Annotated in this window: 12 protein-coding genes; 4 read left to right on the forward strand and 8 right to left on the reverse strand. The window is 50.0% G+C overall.

Translation table 11 applies throughout. The features are described from left to right. Positions 1-57: 57 nt before the first annotated feature. The 8 genes from A7975_RS29515 to A7975_RS29550 all read right to left on the reverse strand — a co-directional run bounded on the left by A7975_RS29515 (position 58) and on the right by A7975_RS29550 (position 11,741). Positions 58-2,556 (reverse strand): EAL domain-containing protein, encoded by a 2,499-nt coding sequence (locus tag A7975_RS29515; RefSeq protein ID WP_065387521.1) that lies wholly within the window; start codon positions 2,554-2,556, stop codon positions 58-60. 300 nt (positions 2,557-2,856) lie between these two features. Then, a complete protein-coding gene (locus tag A7975_RS29520; RefSeq protein WP_053374286.1) occupies positions 2,857-3,387 on the reverse strand; it encodes a hypothetical protein in 531 nt (176 codons plus the stop codon). A gap of 137 nt (positions 3,388-3,524) precedes the next feature. Then, complete coding sequence (locus tag A7975_RS29525) at positions 3,525-4,619, reverse strand: CobW family GTP-binding protein (protein WP_065387522.1); 1,095 nt, start codon at positions 4,617-4,619, stop codon at positions 3,525-3,527. A gap of 409 nt (positions 4,620-5,028) precedes the next feature. Continuing rightward, complete coding sequence (locus A7975_RS29530; RefSeq protein ID WP_082198541.1) at positions 5,029-5,910, reverse strand: carbohydrate ABC transporter permease; 882 nt, start codon at positions 5,908-5,910, stop codon at positions 5,029-5,031. A gap of 17 nt (positions 5,911-5,927) precedes the next feature. Further along, positions 5,928-6,800 carry a carbohydrate ABC transporter permease gene (locus A7975_RS29535; protein WP_053374284.1) on the reverse strand — a complete coding sequence of 291 codons (873 nt, stop codon included), beginning with the start codon at positions 6,798-6,800 and terminating at the stop codon, positions 5,928-5,930. A 204-nt stretch (positions 6,801-7,004) separates the two neighbouring features. Further along, complete coding sequence (locus A7975_RS29540) at positions 7,005-8,333, reverse strand: extracellular solute-binding protein (RefSeq protein ID WP_053374283.1); 1,329 nt, start codon at positions 8,331-8,333, stop codon at positions 7,005-7,007. A 97-nt stretch (positions 8,334-8,430) separates the two neighbouring features. Further along, entirely contained in the window at positions 8,431-9,969 is a 1,539-nt protein-coding gene (locus A7975_RS29545) for a helix-turn-helix domain-containing protein (protein WP_065387523.1), read from the reverse strand. Further along, entirely contained in the window at positions 9,966-11,741 is a 1,776-nt protein-coding gene (locus A7975_RS29550) for a cache domain-containing sensor histidine kinase (protein ID WP_065387524.1), read from the reverse strand. The genes A7975_RS29545 and A7975_RS29550 overlap by 4 nt, the downstream gene beginning before the upstream one ends. A gap of 162 nt (positions 11,742-11,903) precedes the next feature. On the opposite strand from A7975_RS29550, the gene A7975_RS29555 reads away from it, so the two are divergent. From A7975_RS29555 to A7975_RS29570, 4 genes are read left to right on the forward strand one after another with little or no spacing between them, the layout of a single operon-like run. Continuing rightward, positions 11,904-12,563: a helix-turn-helix transcriptional regulator gene (locus A7975_RS29555; protein WP_053374280.1), complete on the forward strand. Its 660-nt coding sequence runs from the start codon at positions 11,904-11,906 to the stop codon at positions 12,561-12,563. Beyond that, complete coding sequence (locus A7975_RS29560) at positions 12,560-13,693, forward strand: alanine racemase (RefSeq protein WP_082198542.1); 1,134 nt, start codon at positions 12,560-12,562, stop codon at positions 13,691-13,693. The genes A7975_RS29555 and A7975_RS29560 overlap by 4 nt, the downstream gene beginning before the upstream one ends. A gap of 21 nt (positions 13,694-13,714) precedes the next feature. Beyond that, positions 13,715-15,319 carry an N-acyl-D-amino-acid deacylase family protein gene (locus tag A7975_RS29565; RefSeq protein ID WP_065387525.1) on the forward strand — a complete coding sequence of 535 codons (1,605 nt, stop codon included), beginning with the start codon at positions 13,715-13,717 and terminating at the stop codon, positions 15,317-15,319. A gap of 46 nt (positions 15,320-15,365) precedes the next feature. Then, positions 15,366-15,830 carry a RidA family protein gene (locus tag A7975_RS29570; RefSeq protein ID WP_053374277.1) on the forward strand — a complete coding sequence of 155 codons (465 nt, stop codon included), beginning with the start codon at positions 15,366-15,368 and terminating at the stop codon, positions 15,828-15,830. Positions 15,831-16,013 lie beyond the last annotated feature (183 nt).

The raw sequence follows: 16,013 nt of genomic DNA on the forward strand, positions 1-16,013 counted from the left end.
TTACGATCCGATATGAAAAAAACCGCCTCCTCGTGCAAACGGGAGACGGATTGTCTATTAAGCTTCTTCTTTATTATGCTCCATATAAAGCTGTACGAATCTAGGCGCTGGAACAGGCGGGCTAAAAATATAACCTTGAACCGCATCGCAATTATGATCGGATATAATATTCAGCTCCTCTTGCGTCTCCACGCCCTCGGTCACAACCCTCAAATTCAAATTATGCGCGATGACGATAACCGATTTGAATATCATTTGCTTCTTAAAGTCGCTTACGATGCCGTTGATAAACGATTTGTCGAGCTTCAGCGTATGAAGCGGAATGTTCTGCAAATAGCTTAACGACGAGTAGCCGGTGCCAAAATCATCAAGCGACAGCTTAACGCCAAGCTGCTGCAGCTCATGCAATATTTTGATCGTGTGCGCAGGGTTGTCCATGAAGATCGACTCGGTAATTTCGAGCTCGATCTGCTCGGGACGGATGCCCGCTTCAGAAATGATGCGTTCAATCGTATGGACGATTTGCTTCTGCTGGAATTGAATCATCGACATATTCACGCTCACCGACAACGAAGGCAAGCCCATCCGCTCCCATTCGCTAATTTGCTGGCAGGCGGTGTAAAGCACCCATTCGCCGAGCGGAATAATAAAACCTGTCTTCTCCGCAATAGGGATAAAATCAAGCGGCGAAACCATGCCAAGCTCTGGATGCCTCCAGCGTATTAACGCTTCTGCCCCATAGATGGCTCCAGTAGCTACGTCAATTTTAGGCTGATAGTACAACATGAATTCACCATGCTCTAAAGCCCTGTACATGCTGTTCTCCAAAATAAGCTCCTTCTTGGGCACATCATTCATGGAAGAAGCATAGATTTTGCTCGTGTTGCGTTCCTTCTTGGCGACATACATCGCAATGTCCGCTTCCTTCACGAGCTGATCCGCCGTGCCAGGCGTGAACTCGTAATGGATGCTTATTCCGATGCTAGCCGTGATGTAGAACATTCGATCCTTGAGCCTGATCGGCTCCGCTATGACCGACAATATTTCTTCCGCAAGATGCATCACTTGATGCAGTTGATTCACGCTCTCCAAAAGCGAAATGTACTCGTCGCCCCCGAACCAAAATACGCGTCCTTCGCTGCCAACTGCATGCACGATGCGTTCTGCTACCTGCTTAAGCAAGTGGTCGCCCATTGCATGATCGAGCGTATCGTTTATCATTTTGAACCGGTCAAGGTCAATAAATAATAAAGCAACTGCCCCCTGCGTCCAGCCGTTCTCCGCAGATTTCCCCTCCATATAACGTCGATAAGCGTTGCGATTAGGCAAGCCCGTCATTAAATCATGCGTAGATTGGTACTCGATCAGCCGCGCCGCATCCTTCCTCTGCGCCAGCATATTATTGAAGTGATTCGCCATAAATTCAAATTCATCATTCGTTTTGATGCTGAGCTGATGCTCTTCTTCACCCATGGCGATCGCATAGGTTGCTTGAACGACCTTGTTAATGTTAACCAAGATGATCTTCCGAACAAGCAATACCATCACGAACGTCATAAGCAGCAGGGCAAAAGCTGTTATGAAAACCGATTCCCGAAGGCTTTTATAATAGTCCGACAGCATATTTTTTTTGGGAATAACCGTTTCAATATGCCAGAGTACATTGTTGATTTGAATCGGGTAAAACATCCGAAGCACCGTTCCGTAGTAACCGGTTTCGGGCGTATAGCCAAGCCGCAGCGTCGTTCCTTTCATAGCCTCAAGCTCATCGATCCCCGACCATAGCCGATAGGGAGCGTTCACAAGCCGTGGATTGCTGCCGTTAGCCAAATATCTATTTTCGGTCGTAACGATACTCGCATAACCGCCTAGCGGCCGGAATGCTTCAATTTTCTTTTGAACCGACTCTAATGAAATATCCGCTCCCACTATCCCCAAAAAGTCGCCTTGCTCATTCAAAATAGGCAGCACTAGCGATATCATCAGGACGGGCTCTCCATCTATGTCATAAGAATACGGCTCTATTAAGGAAAAGGACTTCGTTATCTTCGGAATTTGATAGAAGCTCCCGCTTACCTTATCCTCATAATGCTCGATTGCAATAACTTTAATGGAGCCGTCCCCGTCCTTGCGTACGGCGTAAGGTATAAATCGGCCAGTTGCATCATCATAGCTGTTTTTGCTGCGGTTAAGCTCATCCTGCCCATCATACGCATTTGGCTCCCATAACGTATAGACGCCAAGCACTTCAGGTTGCCTCTCTAGCACCTGCTGGAGCAAATCGACGATGTATTCGCGATTTTGCAATCCGCTTTGTTTCCTTTGAAGCATTGTTGCTTCAAGCGTGCTTAGCATTGCCATCGTCTGGTCCATTGTTTTGGAGAAAGGATTTATGTATGCCATTGATTCCGTTTGGGCGAGCAGCTCGCTCTCGCGAAGATTCGAGTGATATAGTTTATTGAGGTGGGCGGGTACCAAAATACCAAATGAAAGAATAACGAGCAGGCCAAGAGACAGTATTAATTTTTGCGCAATGCTTAGCCTAATCTTTCTCATCTCATCTATCAGCCCCTTGTTGTCGGAGAAAGCGAAATAATCGACGCAATATGTCAAATTATGATTTGGTTCTAGTATACTTGACATTTTGCACCAAACACAATGATAAAGATAGGATAAAAACACTATATATTTCGACAAAAAACTACTTTTGACACCTACTCTTATTAACCGCAAGAGTCGGTTGGCTCTATTTTTAAATCGGCGCTCTAGCAAGTTATTCCAGCTGCCTGTTTTCCCTTTCCCGCATATAAAAAAACGCCACCCAGTCAATGACTGAGCGGCGCTTCGTTAGGCTTGTTAAACTTGGTTTTTCTTTTCCTTCTGTTTATCCTCGTTATCTTCAATCGCGCGGTCATGATCCTCTAAACGATGAGGACGTTTGCCTTTTCCGCCATGAAGCTGGTATAGCTCTTCGCGCAGTTGATCCGACGTTTTGCCTTCGGTTTTAATGCCATGCTCCTCGGCTATTTTGCGCAAATGCTCCAGACGCTTCGCTTGATGCTCCGCTTTGAACGCTTCCCACTTATCTTTATTGGCAAGCTTTGCCGCTTCAACTTCCTTCTTCAGCTGCTCCGCGTTTTTGCCTTCGGTTTGAATGCCAAAGTAGGTCGCCATTTCCTTCAGTTTCTCTAGCCGGTACGCTTCAAAATCCTTGCGCGTCATTTTTCCCTTGTGATGCTTATGCTCGCTGTCCATTTCGGACTCTTTAGGGTGCTGAACGACTATTGAAGCATTCGGCAAAGCCGTTATCGATTTTGCCGCCCACACGGGAGCGACCGAAAACAGCACGGCAAGCGCCGCGGCGGGGATAAACCATTTTCTAATCATTTGCTGCCACACCTTTCCATTGCTATCGTGATGCAGAGGCTGCTTTTCATGCCTCATCTGGATTATTTTGCCCAAGCATTCACGTGAATAGACATGATAATGGCAATTTCGACAGCATCTGATTGCGATTAATTTTATTAATCAGCCGTATGCTCCGCTTGCTCCAGAACCTCCAGCTCCCGGAGCAGCCATGCTTTGGAGAAATGCTCTCCAATAAATACAGCCACGTCCTTTACTTCGCCCTGCGGATCAATTCGGATGAAGTCGGATTCCTTATACGCGTATTGAAAAAGAAACCGGCTTGGCGCATCCGTAAATGTCACGATTCCCTTCGCGCGGTAAATGTTAGCCGGCATTCGCTGAAGCAATGACTCAAATGCCTCGCTGCTTACCGGACTGCGCCAATAATGGGTGACTACCATGACATGGTCATGTGAATGATGATGGGCTGTTTGGCAATGGTTGTGTTCATCATCATGGTGATGGTCGTGATGATGGTCATGATGGGTGCAGCCTGTGACTGAACATGAGTCTGCTTCATGGTTATTTGGCTGGGCGTTATGCCCCGTTCCCACGGCTGGTTGCTGGTGCAAGTGCGAATGTGTATCTGCTTGCGCATCCTCCAGCCAGCTCCAATCGTCAATCGCGCAGCGAACGGTCGCTATCATTTGAGCGTGGGCGTTTAGCTCGCGCAGCTGCTGCTGTGCTTCCACCAGCTGATCCGGCTCAAGCTTATCCGCCTTATTCAATAGCAAAATCGTTGCGCAGCGGATTTGCTCCTGCATCAGCTTGAACGTGCGGCCTTTGCCATCCCGGCTGCGCGCCAGCAGCTCAGGCCCATCGACTACCGTAATAACGCTGCGCAGATCGATCGCCTTGTACATTGCCGCCTCCGTTACGCCATCCAACGTCTCCATCGGATTGGCGGCACCCGTTGATTCAATAAAAATGACATCAGGTTTATGCTCGTTGATCAGCACGCTGATCTCCATACCCAAATCGCCGCGCATCGTGCAGCAAATACAGCCGCTTAGCATCTCCGCCATGGGCACCTCGTCGCCGACCAGCTGACCATCTAAATTAATATCCCCCAGCTCATTCATAATGACGGCGGGTTTCAAGCCTTGCGCCGTGTAGTAGTCAAGCAATCTTCTTAGCAGCGTCGTCTTGCCGCTCCCTAAAAATCCGGACAGCAGATGTACCGGTATATTTTGTTCCTTATTTGTCGTCATTGCGATATCTCCCGTATGCCATATTTTAAACCAAGCATGAATGGTCTTATTATATCGTAATTGTTACGCTCTTTCATCTATTCGCGATAAAAGCTCCTGATCCTTATAAAAAAAGACTGGCGGCCAACTTAAGCCTTTCTATTGTATTAACTATATTGTAGCCCGCTGCTCGGATCAATTCGAGCTATTATCATTGATTAAACTACAGCGTAGCTTCTATTTAATATAGAAGACGGGTGCATTATTTCGTTTAAGTTGGGGTGCGTGAGCGGATGTTGGCGCGGACATGCTACTGCTGCGGAAAACCAAATTCCCGCTACCGCAAACCCACCTCACCTGAATCACAATCCTGCAAAACACAAAAAGCGGTACCGCCCCCGCCAGGGTACGATACCGTCCTTTTGCATGATTAACCTTTTACAGCTCCCGCTGTCATCCCTTTCATGACTTGCTCCTGAAATATAAGGTAGACAATGATCGTCGGCACAACGGCAAGCGCCATGGCTGCCATCGTCAGCTTGTAATCTGTCGAGTAGCCAGTCGCGAAAATGGATAGGCTGAGCGGCAGCGTCTTTAAGCCTGGATCGCTGATGAATACGAGCGCGAAGGAGAAATCATTCCAATATCTCAAGAAGGCGAGGATACCGACCGTTGCCAGCGCCGGCAGGGACAACGGAAGCATCATGCGGAGAAAGATCCCCCAGTAGCCTGACCCGTCGATCATCGCAGCTTCTTCAATTTCTTTCGGAAAGTTGTTCATATAAGCTACACAGACGAAGATCGCAATCGGCAGTTCAAACGCTGTGTAAGGCAGGATCAAAGCCGCGTAGGTGTTCAAAATATCAATTTTGTTCATCAAAATGAACAGCGGAACCAATGTGCTATGGATAGGAATGAGCATGCCGAGCATAAAGATCCCCATCACGAGCAGCTTGCCTTTGAATTGAAAGCGAGAGATGACATAAGCGCATAACGCGCCCATTACAAGCGTAATAACAAGCGCTGTTACCGTAACGATGACCGAGTTCATGAACGCTGTGCCCATGTCGGCTACTTTCCAAGCGCGTGCGTAATTGCTCCAATTCCAAACATCCGGCAAGCCGAATGGGCGGGAATAAAACTCTTCATTTGTTTTAAAAGCGCTAATAAACAACCAAATGAGCGGATAGAGTGTAACCAGCGCGTATATCGTCAAACCTATCGCTAACAAGCTTCCTCTCATTTTGCGCAAACCTGTTCCTAATCCTCCGGAGGAGGCTGATTGAACGGCGCTAATCGATGGCGTAGTCATAAGCAAGATCCCCTCCGTTATTTTTTGGATTTCATAAGGTACTGGCTTCCTGCAACGAGAACCAAGCTGATGATAATAATCATCGTGGATACCGCGCTACCGTAACCAAAACGATAGATCGAGAACGTATTGTTGTACATGTACGAGGCAAGCAGCTCAGTCGAATTCGCTGGTCCCCCGCCGGTCATGACATAAATCAGATCAAACGCTTTAAGACTGCCGGATATGCAAAGCACTACCGCAACCTTAATCGTGTCCCAAATCATAGGCAGCTTGATCGAAAAAAGCTTGCGTGAGCCGCGCGCGCCGTCGATTTGGGCAGCGTCGTCGATTTCGCTCGGTATATTTTGCAAAGCGGCAATAAACATAATGAGATAAGGGCCTACGTTAAGCCAAATAATCGGAACCATGATGGCATACATCGAAATTGACGGATCAGACAGCCACTGCTGCTTCCAACTGCCGAGTCCAAGGCTGTCGAGCAAAAAGTTCAGCACGCCGATTTGAGGATGGTAAATATAACCCCAGATGATGCCGACTACGACGGATGAGAGCACCATCGGCATAAAAATAGATGCGCGGATAAACTTCTGGAACCAGCCGTTCTTGAGCAACACTAAAGATAACAAAAGCGCAATCGGGACTTGGCCGAATACGGAGGCGGCAACGATAAGCAGGTTGTTTTTGAACGAATGCCAGAACAGCCGGTCCTGCAAAACCTCCTTATAGTTATCCAATCCGATAAACCGCATCGCACCAATGCCCTTCCAATCGAAAAAGCCATAATAGGCCGACCAAAGGATCGGTACGATCACGAAAAAGATAAACAGCGCAAGCGCCGGAAGAAGTCCAATAGCGATAAAGCCTCTGGTGCGTAAAGATGATGACATATTCGTCTCCTCCTCCAAGGTTTGCGAAGCAAACCTACTTCGTAAGCAATAGCCAAGGTTTGCATCTTTGCAGCAAACCCGCTTCGTAGAACAAGCGAAGGGACAGGTTATTTCATGCAGCCCAGCTCCAAGCCGTCTGCTCTTCCACCGGGCTATGCCAGGAAATAACCGCTGCCCTTATGTTTTATTAATAAAACCGCTTGATTACTTGCCTAACGCTTTCGCCTGTGCCTCTTGGATTTTTTTGGCTATGTCTTCCGGCTTGCCGCCCATCAGCAGCTCTTGCAGACCGTTGTTTACTGCATCTGCTCCTGCGGAGGTTAGTTTGCCGTCATATACCGGAGTCATCTTCACTTTGTTTACCAGATCATATACTTCGCTGAAGATCGGAGATACTTTGCTCTTATCAAGCTCTGCTTTGTAGCTGACAAGCTGGTTGCTCTCAAGCGTGCGTTTTTGTGCGTCAGGACCGGACATTGCATAGATAAGCTCGAATGCCGCGTCTTTTTTAGCGCCTGTCGCATCTTTGCCAAGACCCATACCTACGCCAACTACGCCTGATAGGGAGTTAGGGTCGCCTTTGCCGCCAGGAACCGAAGGAAGAACCGTCGCACCCATCGCTTTAAGCGCTTCTTCAGAAGCATTTGATGCTAGATTAGACAATGCCCAGCCGCCGTCGATCATCATTGCCGCTTGTCCTTGGGCAAACATTTGCTCCATTTGCGTGTTGTCGATAGAGTTGAAGCCGTCTTGGAAAGCACCGGCATTGCCAAGCTGCTGCATGTAAGTTAACGCTTGTACGAACTCAGGATCTGTAAATGCCGCGCCATCTTGGCTAGCTGCCTTCAAGAACCATTCTGTACCCGTTACGCGATCAGCCAATGAGCTGAAAATACTGGATTGGGCCAGCCACGCCGCTTTGTTGCCCAGTGCGATTGGCGTAATTTTCTTTGCTTTCAGCACGCTGATCGCGTTCAGAAGCTCATCCCATGTTTTTGGAACGGTTAGGCCGTTTTGCTCGAGAATCGTTTTGTTATAGTATAGAATCGATGTTGGAGACAAGCCCATTGGAGCGCTGTAGATTTTGCCGTCTACTGTAAAAGCATCGAAGGAGTTCGGCATGAAGCCTTCTTTCCAATCCGGGTGGCTGTCAATCAGTTCATTCACCGGTTGAATGAGTCCGCCAGCGGAAAACTCTTGTGTCATGGAGCCGTTCGATAAAATGAATACATCCGGCATTTCGTCTGCCGCAGCGACCGTTTTGAGACGCGTCTTGTAGCCGTCCGGCGGAATTGCTTGAATATCGAGCGTAATGTTCGGGTGATCCGCCTGGAACTGCTCGATGATCGAGCGCATCGTTTGCGCTCGAAGGTCTTCTCCGGTAAAGTTATGCCAGAGGCTGAGCTTCACCTTTTCCGCTGCCGGCTCATTGCCGCCCTCGTTCGTCTTGCCGTTATTATTCGTCCCGCCGCATGCTGCCAAAATTGAAATCATAAGAGTGACCATAATCGCGATTGATAATGTTTTCTTCATGTCATGTTTCCTCCTTGATATTTGTCTTACCTCCGAGTATAGGGAAACGAAGTAGACATGGGCAGGGGACAGAACTCAGGAGTAGGGTAGATAAACTTCAGCTTCTCGAACGGTACTCTGAAGGGGTATAGCCTGTACTGCGCTTGAACAGTTGGCTAAAATATTTCATATCCGCATAGCCTACACGGCCCGCTACCTCGCTCACTTTAATCGGCGATTCATCCAGCAGCCGCTTGGCACGTTCCATTCTCATCCGAGTCACGAATTCGATATAAGTCTGGCCCGTCTCCCGTTTGAACACCTCGCTGAAATGATTGGGATTAAGGTGTACATGCTTCGCAACCTGCTGCAATGTCAGCTCCTTGTCCAAGTGGTCGTGGATATAGGCGATTGAACGCTTGATGTAAGGTATTCCTTCCTGTTCTACCGATTCCCGGTACATATCCATCAGCTCGTTCAGCTGTTCAAACAGCGTTTCCGCACGGGTAGCTGTTTGGGAGGACGAGCTCGTGCTATGCGCCAGCTTCACGCCAGATAGCATCGAAGCGTCGCCATACGCGGAGACGACTCGCTCGACCCAGCGATAGGCGGATATTTGAACCGAGTGAAGAAATCTTCGCAGCGATTCCGGCGTAGTGCTCGAATCCTTTAGCTGAAGCTCGATTAGCTTCTGCACCCATTGGCTCAGCTTCGCAGCATCTCCCTCTTGAAATAGAGCGGTCAGCTGCCCTTCTTCCTCCTGCGAGCAGACGGTACGACCGCCTTGGCGTCCTCTTATATCCTCATAGGAGAGCAGTCCTTCTTCTGCCGTTATTCCTTTGTACAACGACGTATAAGTCGCCTCGGCATAAGAGGCTTTCATTTTGCGCCAATCAGGAACAACCGAGCCTGCCGCAGCAAACAGCTTGCACTTTAGCTTGCGCGAGATCCGGTCAAGCACCCTCGTAATCTGCAAAATATCCCCTCGAGGGCTTTCATGCCTGAGCAAGACGACTAGGCTGTCGTTACGCAGAAGCGCTTCCCCTTCGATCAGCTCGCTGATCATATTGTGAACGGCAAACAGCAGTAAATAGCTATGCCCAGCCGCTTCGCCCCAGCCTTCAGCCGAGATGATAATTGCTTGATAGCAGGACTTCTCGTTCATTCTCAGCTGCGGCAGCAGCTTAGCGGCTTTATCCTCCGATCTGCTGTCCAGCTCCGTGCCTTCTACAAGCCGCTCAAAAAGCCGGTCGCGCAGCTGGTCGCGTTTCAAAGACTCCCATTTTTGCAAAATCCGCTGCTTTGCCCCGTTTACCGCGCGTATAATTTCATCAGGCCGGCTCGTTTTGAGCAAATAATCGCCTGCTCCTTCACGAATCGCTTGCTGCGCGTAGGAAAATTGGTCGTATCCGGTCAAAATAATAACCTCGCTGTCAGGCAGAAGACGCCTCGCCTCGCCCGCAAGCTCCAGCCCGCTGCGACCCGTCATTTGAATGTCTGTCAATATGATTTCCGGCTGTTCCTGCTCGATCCGCAGCAGCGCCTCCTCTGCTGACGCGGCAGGCTCGAGCAGCTCATAGCCAAGCTCCGCCCACTTAATAACGGTGCTAAGTCCCGTTCGAATAATGACCTCATCATCTACAATCAACAGCTTCATTCGACTTTTCCTCCCTCGTTTAGCATCGGGACCAAAAAGGACACGCGCGTGCCGATTCTTTCCGTGCTTTCAATGCGAAGACCTGATTCCGTGCCATAATGCAGCTGCAGCCGCTTATGTACGTTGCGCAGTCCGTAGCTGCCGCGTTCCAAGCGCTCACGCTCGCGCTTTCGGTCATCCGGACCATGAAGCTCTTTATAAATAGCAGCCAGCTTCCCGGCATCGATGCCGACGCCCGTATCCTCAACCGCAAAAGCGATATAAGTCCCTTGCTTGTGCGCGGCAACTCTGATTTCGCCGAATTCCTCTTGCTTTTGAATGCCATGGATAAGAGCATTTTCGATTAATGGCTGCAGCAGCAGCTTTAGCATCGTTTGAGCCAGCAGCTCTGGATCGATATCTACAGTAAGCTGAAATTTATTCGGAAAACGAATCGATTGAATGTTCGCATAGTGGCCTGCATGCGCCGCCTCCTGCTCAACCGAGCAAAATTCCTCACCGTTGTTCAAGCTAAACCGCATAAAATCGCTTAGGCTGCCCACCATATCGGCGGTTTTCTCATCCTGATTCATAAGCGCCATCCAATGAATCGAAGACAACGTATTGTACAAAAAATGCGGATTGATTTGCGCCTGAAGCGCGTGCATATCGGCTTCTTTTTTGTAGGATTCCTCCAGCTTCACCTGTTCGGTCAACCCTTCGATCCGCTCGCTCAGCTTATTGTAGCTGCGCACGAGCTGGCCCACCTCATCCATCGATTCCACCGGATACGTTTGCATCGGCTCCTCTGGATTTGAATGCTTCAAAAATTGCGTCAGCATGATGAGCGGATTCGTTACCCTTTGCACGAAATAAAGGACAAGCACGGCGACGAGCAGCACTGAAAAAATAATAACGATCGCCATCAGCTGGAGCACGTAATTGTTTTGCGCTTTGTATTCCGCGAACGGCATGACGCCGGTCAGCCGCCAGCCCACATCCGCTACCGTATCGTAGAGTATCGTCTGCTTATTTTCGCCATTGCCATAATTAAGCGTGCCGGAATTCCCGTGGACCGTAAGCCCTGGAAGCAGCTTCTCCATCGTTGTTGTCGATTCGCTCTTATCGCTGCCGGACAAAACAAGCCCGTCCTGATTGGACAAGACGACGTAGCCGCCTGCCGGAATGCCCGCTTGCATAAGCAGCTGCGCTACCGCCTTTTCGTTCAAGCTGATGACGAGCGTTCCGATTTGTTTAAAGCTGTTCAGACTGCGGATTGGCCTAACTAGCGAGATTACCTGCTTAACTCCCGCAGCCGTATTCGTCTCGTAGCGGCTCGTCCACCACTTCACTTTGGATTGATAATGCTGAACATCCTGCCCCGTCAGCTCAGCGAGTCCCGTCTCGAAAATCGTCGTATTGGACACGGGATGGGATTGATTTTGAGGATAAATCGTAATATCGGATATATAGGCCTTGGAAAATACGAGGTTTGATAAAAATTCGATCATCTGCGTCTGCTTGACCGCATTTTCGCTAGTGCTGCTTAAATATTGCTGGACGTCTTTTTGCCCGATCAGAAATAGCGACATGTTCTCGATGTCCTGCACAATGAACTCAAGATTCGTGCCCGTTTGACGCAAAATACTTGTGCCTGACTGCTTCGCTTTCTCTTCCGTAGCCGTCGCCGCCATGTTGTAAGCGAACAAACCGAGCGCTAGCAGAGGAATCAGAACCGATAGCAGCAGCAAAAAGGACAGCTTTCTCTTCAACGAGCTGCTGATCCAGCGCATGCTTCATCCCCCTCTTCTGATATCTTATTGTGGATCATAAAACAATAAAAATATCCTATCATACTTTTTTTTAGGTTAACAGATTTTTTGTTTGATTTTTTGCGCGAGTCATAGTACCATGTGGGCAACGAGGCTTTATGGAAGACGGGAGTGTGATCGCAGGTGGAATCGATATCGCAGGAATTAGTCTTTTTGACAGAGATGGCCAAGGGCATTACCGCACAATTCGGAGAACGCTGCGAGGTCGTCGTCCATGACTGGTCGAAGCCGGTGGACAGCACGATCGTCGTCATCGAGAACGGCCATGTAACAGGACGTGAGGTCGGAGATCCGGGAACGAATCTCGGGCTCGAAATTATGCGGGGAACGTCGGAGGGCGACAATCGCCATAATTATGTGACGCAGACAAAGGACGGGCGCATTCTCCGTTCTACCTCCATGTATGTCAAAAATAACGCAGGCAGCATCATTGGAGCGCTGTGCATCAACTTCGATATCACCGATCTGATGATGGCGGAGAAGACGCTCCAATCGCTGACGGCAAGCGGGTTCACGCCGGTTCGGGAATCCTTCGTCAGCAATGTGAACGATTTGCTTGATACGCTTTTGCAAGAGGCACAAGAAACGATTGGCAAGCCGCCGGCGGCTATGACCAAGGAAGACAAAATCAAAATCATTCAATTGCTCGATCAAAAGGGCGCATTTCTCATTAAAAAGTCAGGCGAGAAGGTTTGCAGCTATCTGAGCATTTCTAAATTTACGCTATACAGCTATTTGGAGGAATCCAAAGTCGCTGACGGCGAAGGAGGAACAGTAGAATGAATGACAACTTGAAAGCAGATTTGTATGACGGCCGCGAGCTGGAAACCCCTTGCCTTGTCATCAACAGCAAGCTTGTCGATGCCAATATCGCTGCCATGGCGGAGAAGGTAAAGCCCTTTGGCGTAAAGCTTCGTCCCCATGCCAAAACGCATAAACTGCCGGAAATGGCCGCACGTCAACTCGCTGCCGGAGCCACTGGCATTACCGTTGCAAAAATTTCCGAGGCTGAGGTGATGGCGGGCAGCGGCATTCGCGATATTTTCGTCGCATACCCGATTATCGCAAAATCCAAAATTGAACGTGCCGCACGGCTAAGCCTGTCCGGCATTCGGCTAATCATTGGCGTGGACAGCTTGGAAGGCGCGGAGCGAATTTCCGAGGTAGCTGTCCGCGAAGGCGCTGAGCTAGAGGTGCGCCTTGAGCTGGACACCGGGCTGAAGCGCACCGGCGCAGCAATCGGAACGGCCGTGCAGCTCGCCAAGCAGATCACCGAGCTTGCGGGGATTAAGCTTAGCGGCATCTTCACCTATCGCGGCACGATGGTTGCCGGTGCATCCACGCTCGATGTGAGAGCCGCTGGTCTTGAAGAAGGCCGCTTAATGGCTGATGCCGCGGCTGAACTAAGAAATGCGGGCATTGCGATACAAGATGTGAGCGTCGGCTCCTCGCCTACGTCCGTTGCCGCGGCTGAGGTAGAAGGCGTAACGGAGGTTCGCCCCGGCACTTACATTTATCAAGACCGGATGCAGACTGTTTTTGGCATCACCACTCTTGAAGAATGTGCCGGCGCCGTGCACGTTACAGTCGTCAGCCGTCCTTCGCCGAACCTAATCATTGTTGATGGCGGCAGCAAAACATTTGCTACAGATGTACAGCCAGGCCATGCGCCGCTTAACCTCAAAGGTTTTGGGCACGTCATCGGTGATGCCGATGCGGTGCTTGAGCGAATGAATGAAGAGCATGGCATGATCCATGTGCTGCCTGAATCGCCCTATAAGGTGGGTGATGTCATTCGCATCATCCCTAATCACATTTGCAGCACTGTCAATTTGCACAACTTCGTCTACATCAAGGAAGAGACAGGCGTGCTGCGCAAAACTTCGGTAGCGGCACGCGGAATGCTCGAATAACGAGAAGAGGAGGATAACAGCATGCTCGATCTAATACTGAAAAACGGCAGAATCGTTGATGGCAGCGGCAATCCTTGGTATAAAGGCGATGTCGGCGTAAAGGATGGCCTTATCGTTGCCATCGGGAGCATCGATCAAGAGGCAGAACGGGTTATTGATGTTGAACGCAAGGTCATCTCCCCCGGCTTCATCGATGGGCACTGCCACTCCGACCTGATGATCATTGATCATCCCCACAGTGAAATTAAGCTGCAGCAAGGCGTAACGACGGAGGTTGTCGGCAACTGCGGGCTTGCACCCGCTCCATTCGTCCGGGATAAAGCAAGCCTGCTGCAAACTTACGTGCAGCCGGTACTCGGCAGCACGACTTGGGAATGGCCGTGGGAAACGGTTGGCCAATATATGGACTTTGTTGGCCGCTCGAACCCTTCCGAGCACATCGCCACCTATGTCGCGCACGGCGCGCTGCGCATCGCGGTCATGGGCTTCGAGAACCGCCCTGCGTCAAAGGACGAGATCGAACGCATGAAATCGCTGCTTGAAGAAGGCCTTCGCGCTGGAGCAATCGGCTTATCGATCGGCCTGTTGTATGCGCCGGGCAGCTATACCTCCCGTGAAGAGCTTGCTGAGCTTTGCAGCGTGCTGCCGAAGTACAACGGCCTGCTCTCCACTCATATTCGCGGAGAAGGCAACAATTTGCTGCCTTCCGTTGCCGAGGTCATTTGGATCGCGGAACGGGCAGGCATCTCGCTTCATATCAGCCATTTGAAGGCAGCAGGGCGCGCCAACTGGGGCAAGGCGCTTGATGCGCTTGAGCTTGTTGAAGCGGCAAGAGCTCGCGGCATGGATGTTACTGTCGATGTATATCCTTACGCTGCCGGCTCCACCACCTTGACCACCGTCCTCCCTCCTTGGGTGCTTGAGGGCGGCATTGATGCAACGCTTGAGGCGTTCCGCGATAAAGCGCTTCGCGCACGCATTAAAGAGGAGCTCAGCCATGAGCAGGATACGTGGGACAACCTCGTATGCTCGACCGGCTGGTCCAGCATTATCATCTCTTCGATGCAGACCGAAGCGAACAAAAGCCATGAAGGCAAGTCGATTGCCGAGGTTGCCGAGCTTCGCAGCCAGCATCCCATCGATTGCATGATGGATCTTCTGCTCGAGGAGAACGGCCAAATCGCTATCGTCTACTTCCACATGTCGGATGACGATGTGAAGCAGGTTATTGGCTACGAGAAATCGCTAATCGCTTCCGACAGCCTGAACTGCGAGATCGGCAAGCCGCATCCGCGGACGTACGGCACCTTCCCGCGTGTCTTCGCCAAATATGTACGCGAGGACAAAGTGCTTTCTCTAGAACAAGCGGTTCGCAAGCTGACATCATTTCCTGTTCAGCGCTTTAAGCTTGGCAAACGCGGTTTGCTCGTTCCGGGTTATATCGCTGACATTACCGTGTTCGACCCGGCTGTTATCCAAGATACAGCCACCTTTGAGGAGCCGCGGCAATACCCGTCAGGCATCTCGCAAGTGATCGTCGCCGGCCAGCTTACGCTTGAGAACGGCACGCATACGCATAAGCGTGAAGGCCAGCTCATTCGTGCGCAGCATTGCTGCACGCATTAGCTAACCATTACGATATATATTTTAAATACTAAGGAGCTGTTCTATTATGTCTATTATTGAAAAACGCCTTGCCGAGCTTGGCATTACTTTGCCGGAAACAACAAAACCGAAATTTTCTTACATCCCTGTAAACCAAACCGGAAACCTCATTTACACTTCAGGCTTTGACTGCCGCATCGACGGCGTACTGATGTATGAAGGAAAAGTTGGCTCCGATCTCACGATCGAGCAAGGACAAGAAGCAGCTCGCCAAATCGTAATCAACCTGCTTGCAGCTATGAAAGCTCACCTAGGAGATCTTGACCGCGTCGTGAAAATCGTTAAAATTCTCGGCTTCATCAATAGCGCTCCCGGCTTCGGCGATCAGCCGTACGTGCTTAACGGCGCATCGGATTTGCTAATTGAAGTGTTCGGCGAAAACGGTCGCCATGCCCGTTCCGCTATCGGTACAAGTGACCTTCCCTTCCATACGCCGGTTGAAATTGAGCTTATCGCAGAAGTTCGCGAATAGCATGCCATGCAAAACCCCCAAGGCTCAGGCACTTGGGGGTTTTGAATGCTATTTGAATTAGTGGAAACGCGATTTTACCGATTTACAAGTAAGCTTTGCCGACTAGCACAACCAAGAACGGGAAATAATAACTAGCAGAATGAAAAGTACCAATATAATGCCAAGACCAGTACCTACTCCGCA

Source organism: Bacillus sp. FJAT-26390 (assembly GCF_001682865.1).
In the GTDB taxonomy this organism is placed as follows: domain Bacteria; phylum Bacillota; class Bacilli; order Paenibacillales; family Paenibacillaceae; genus Pristimantibacillus.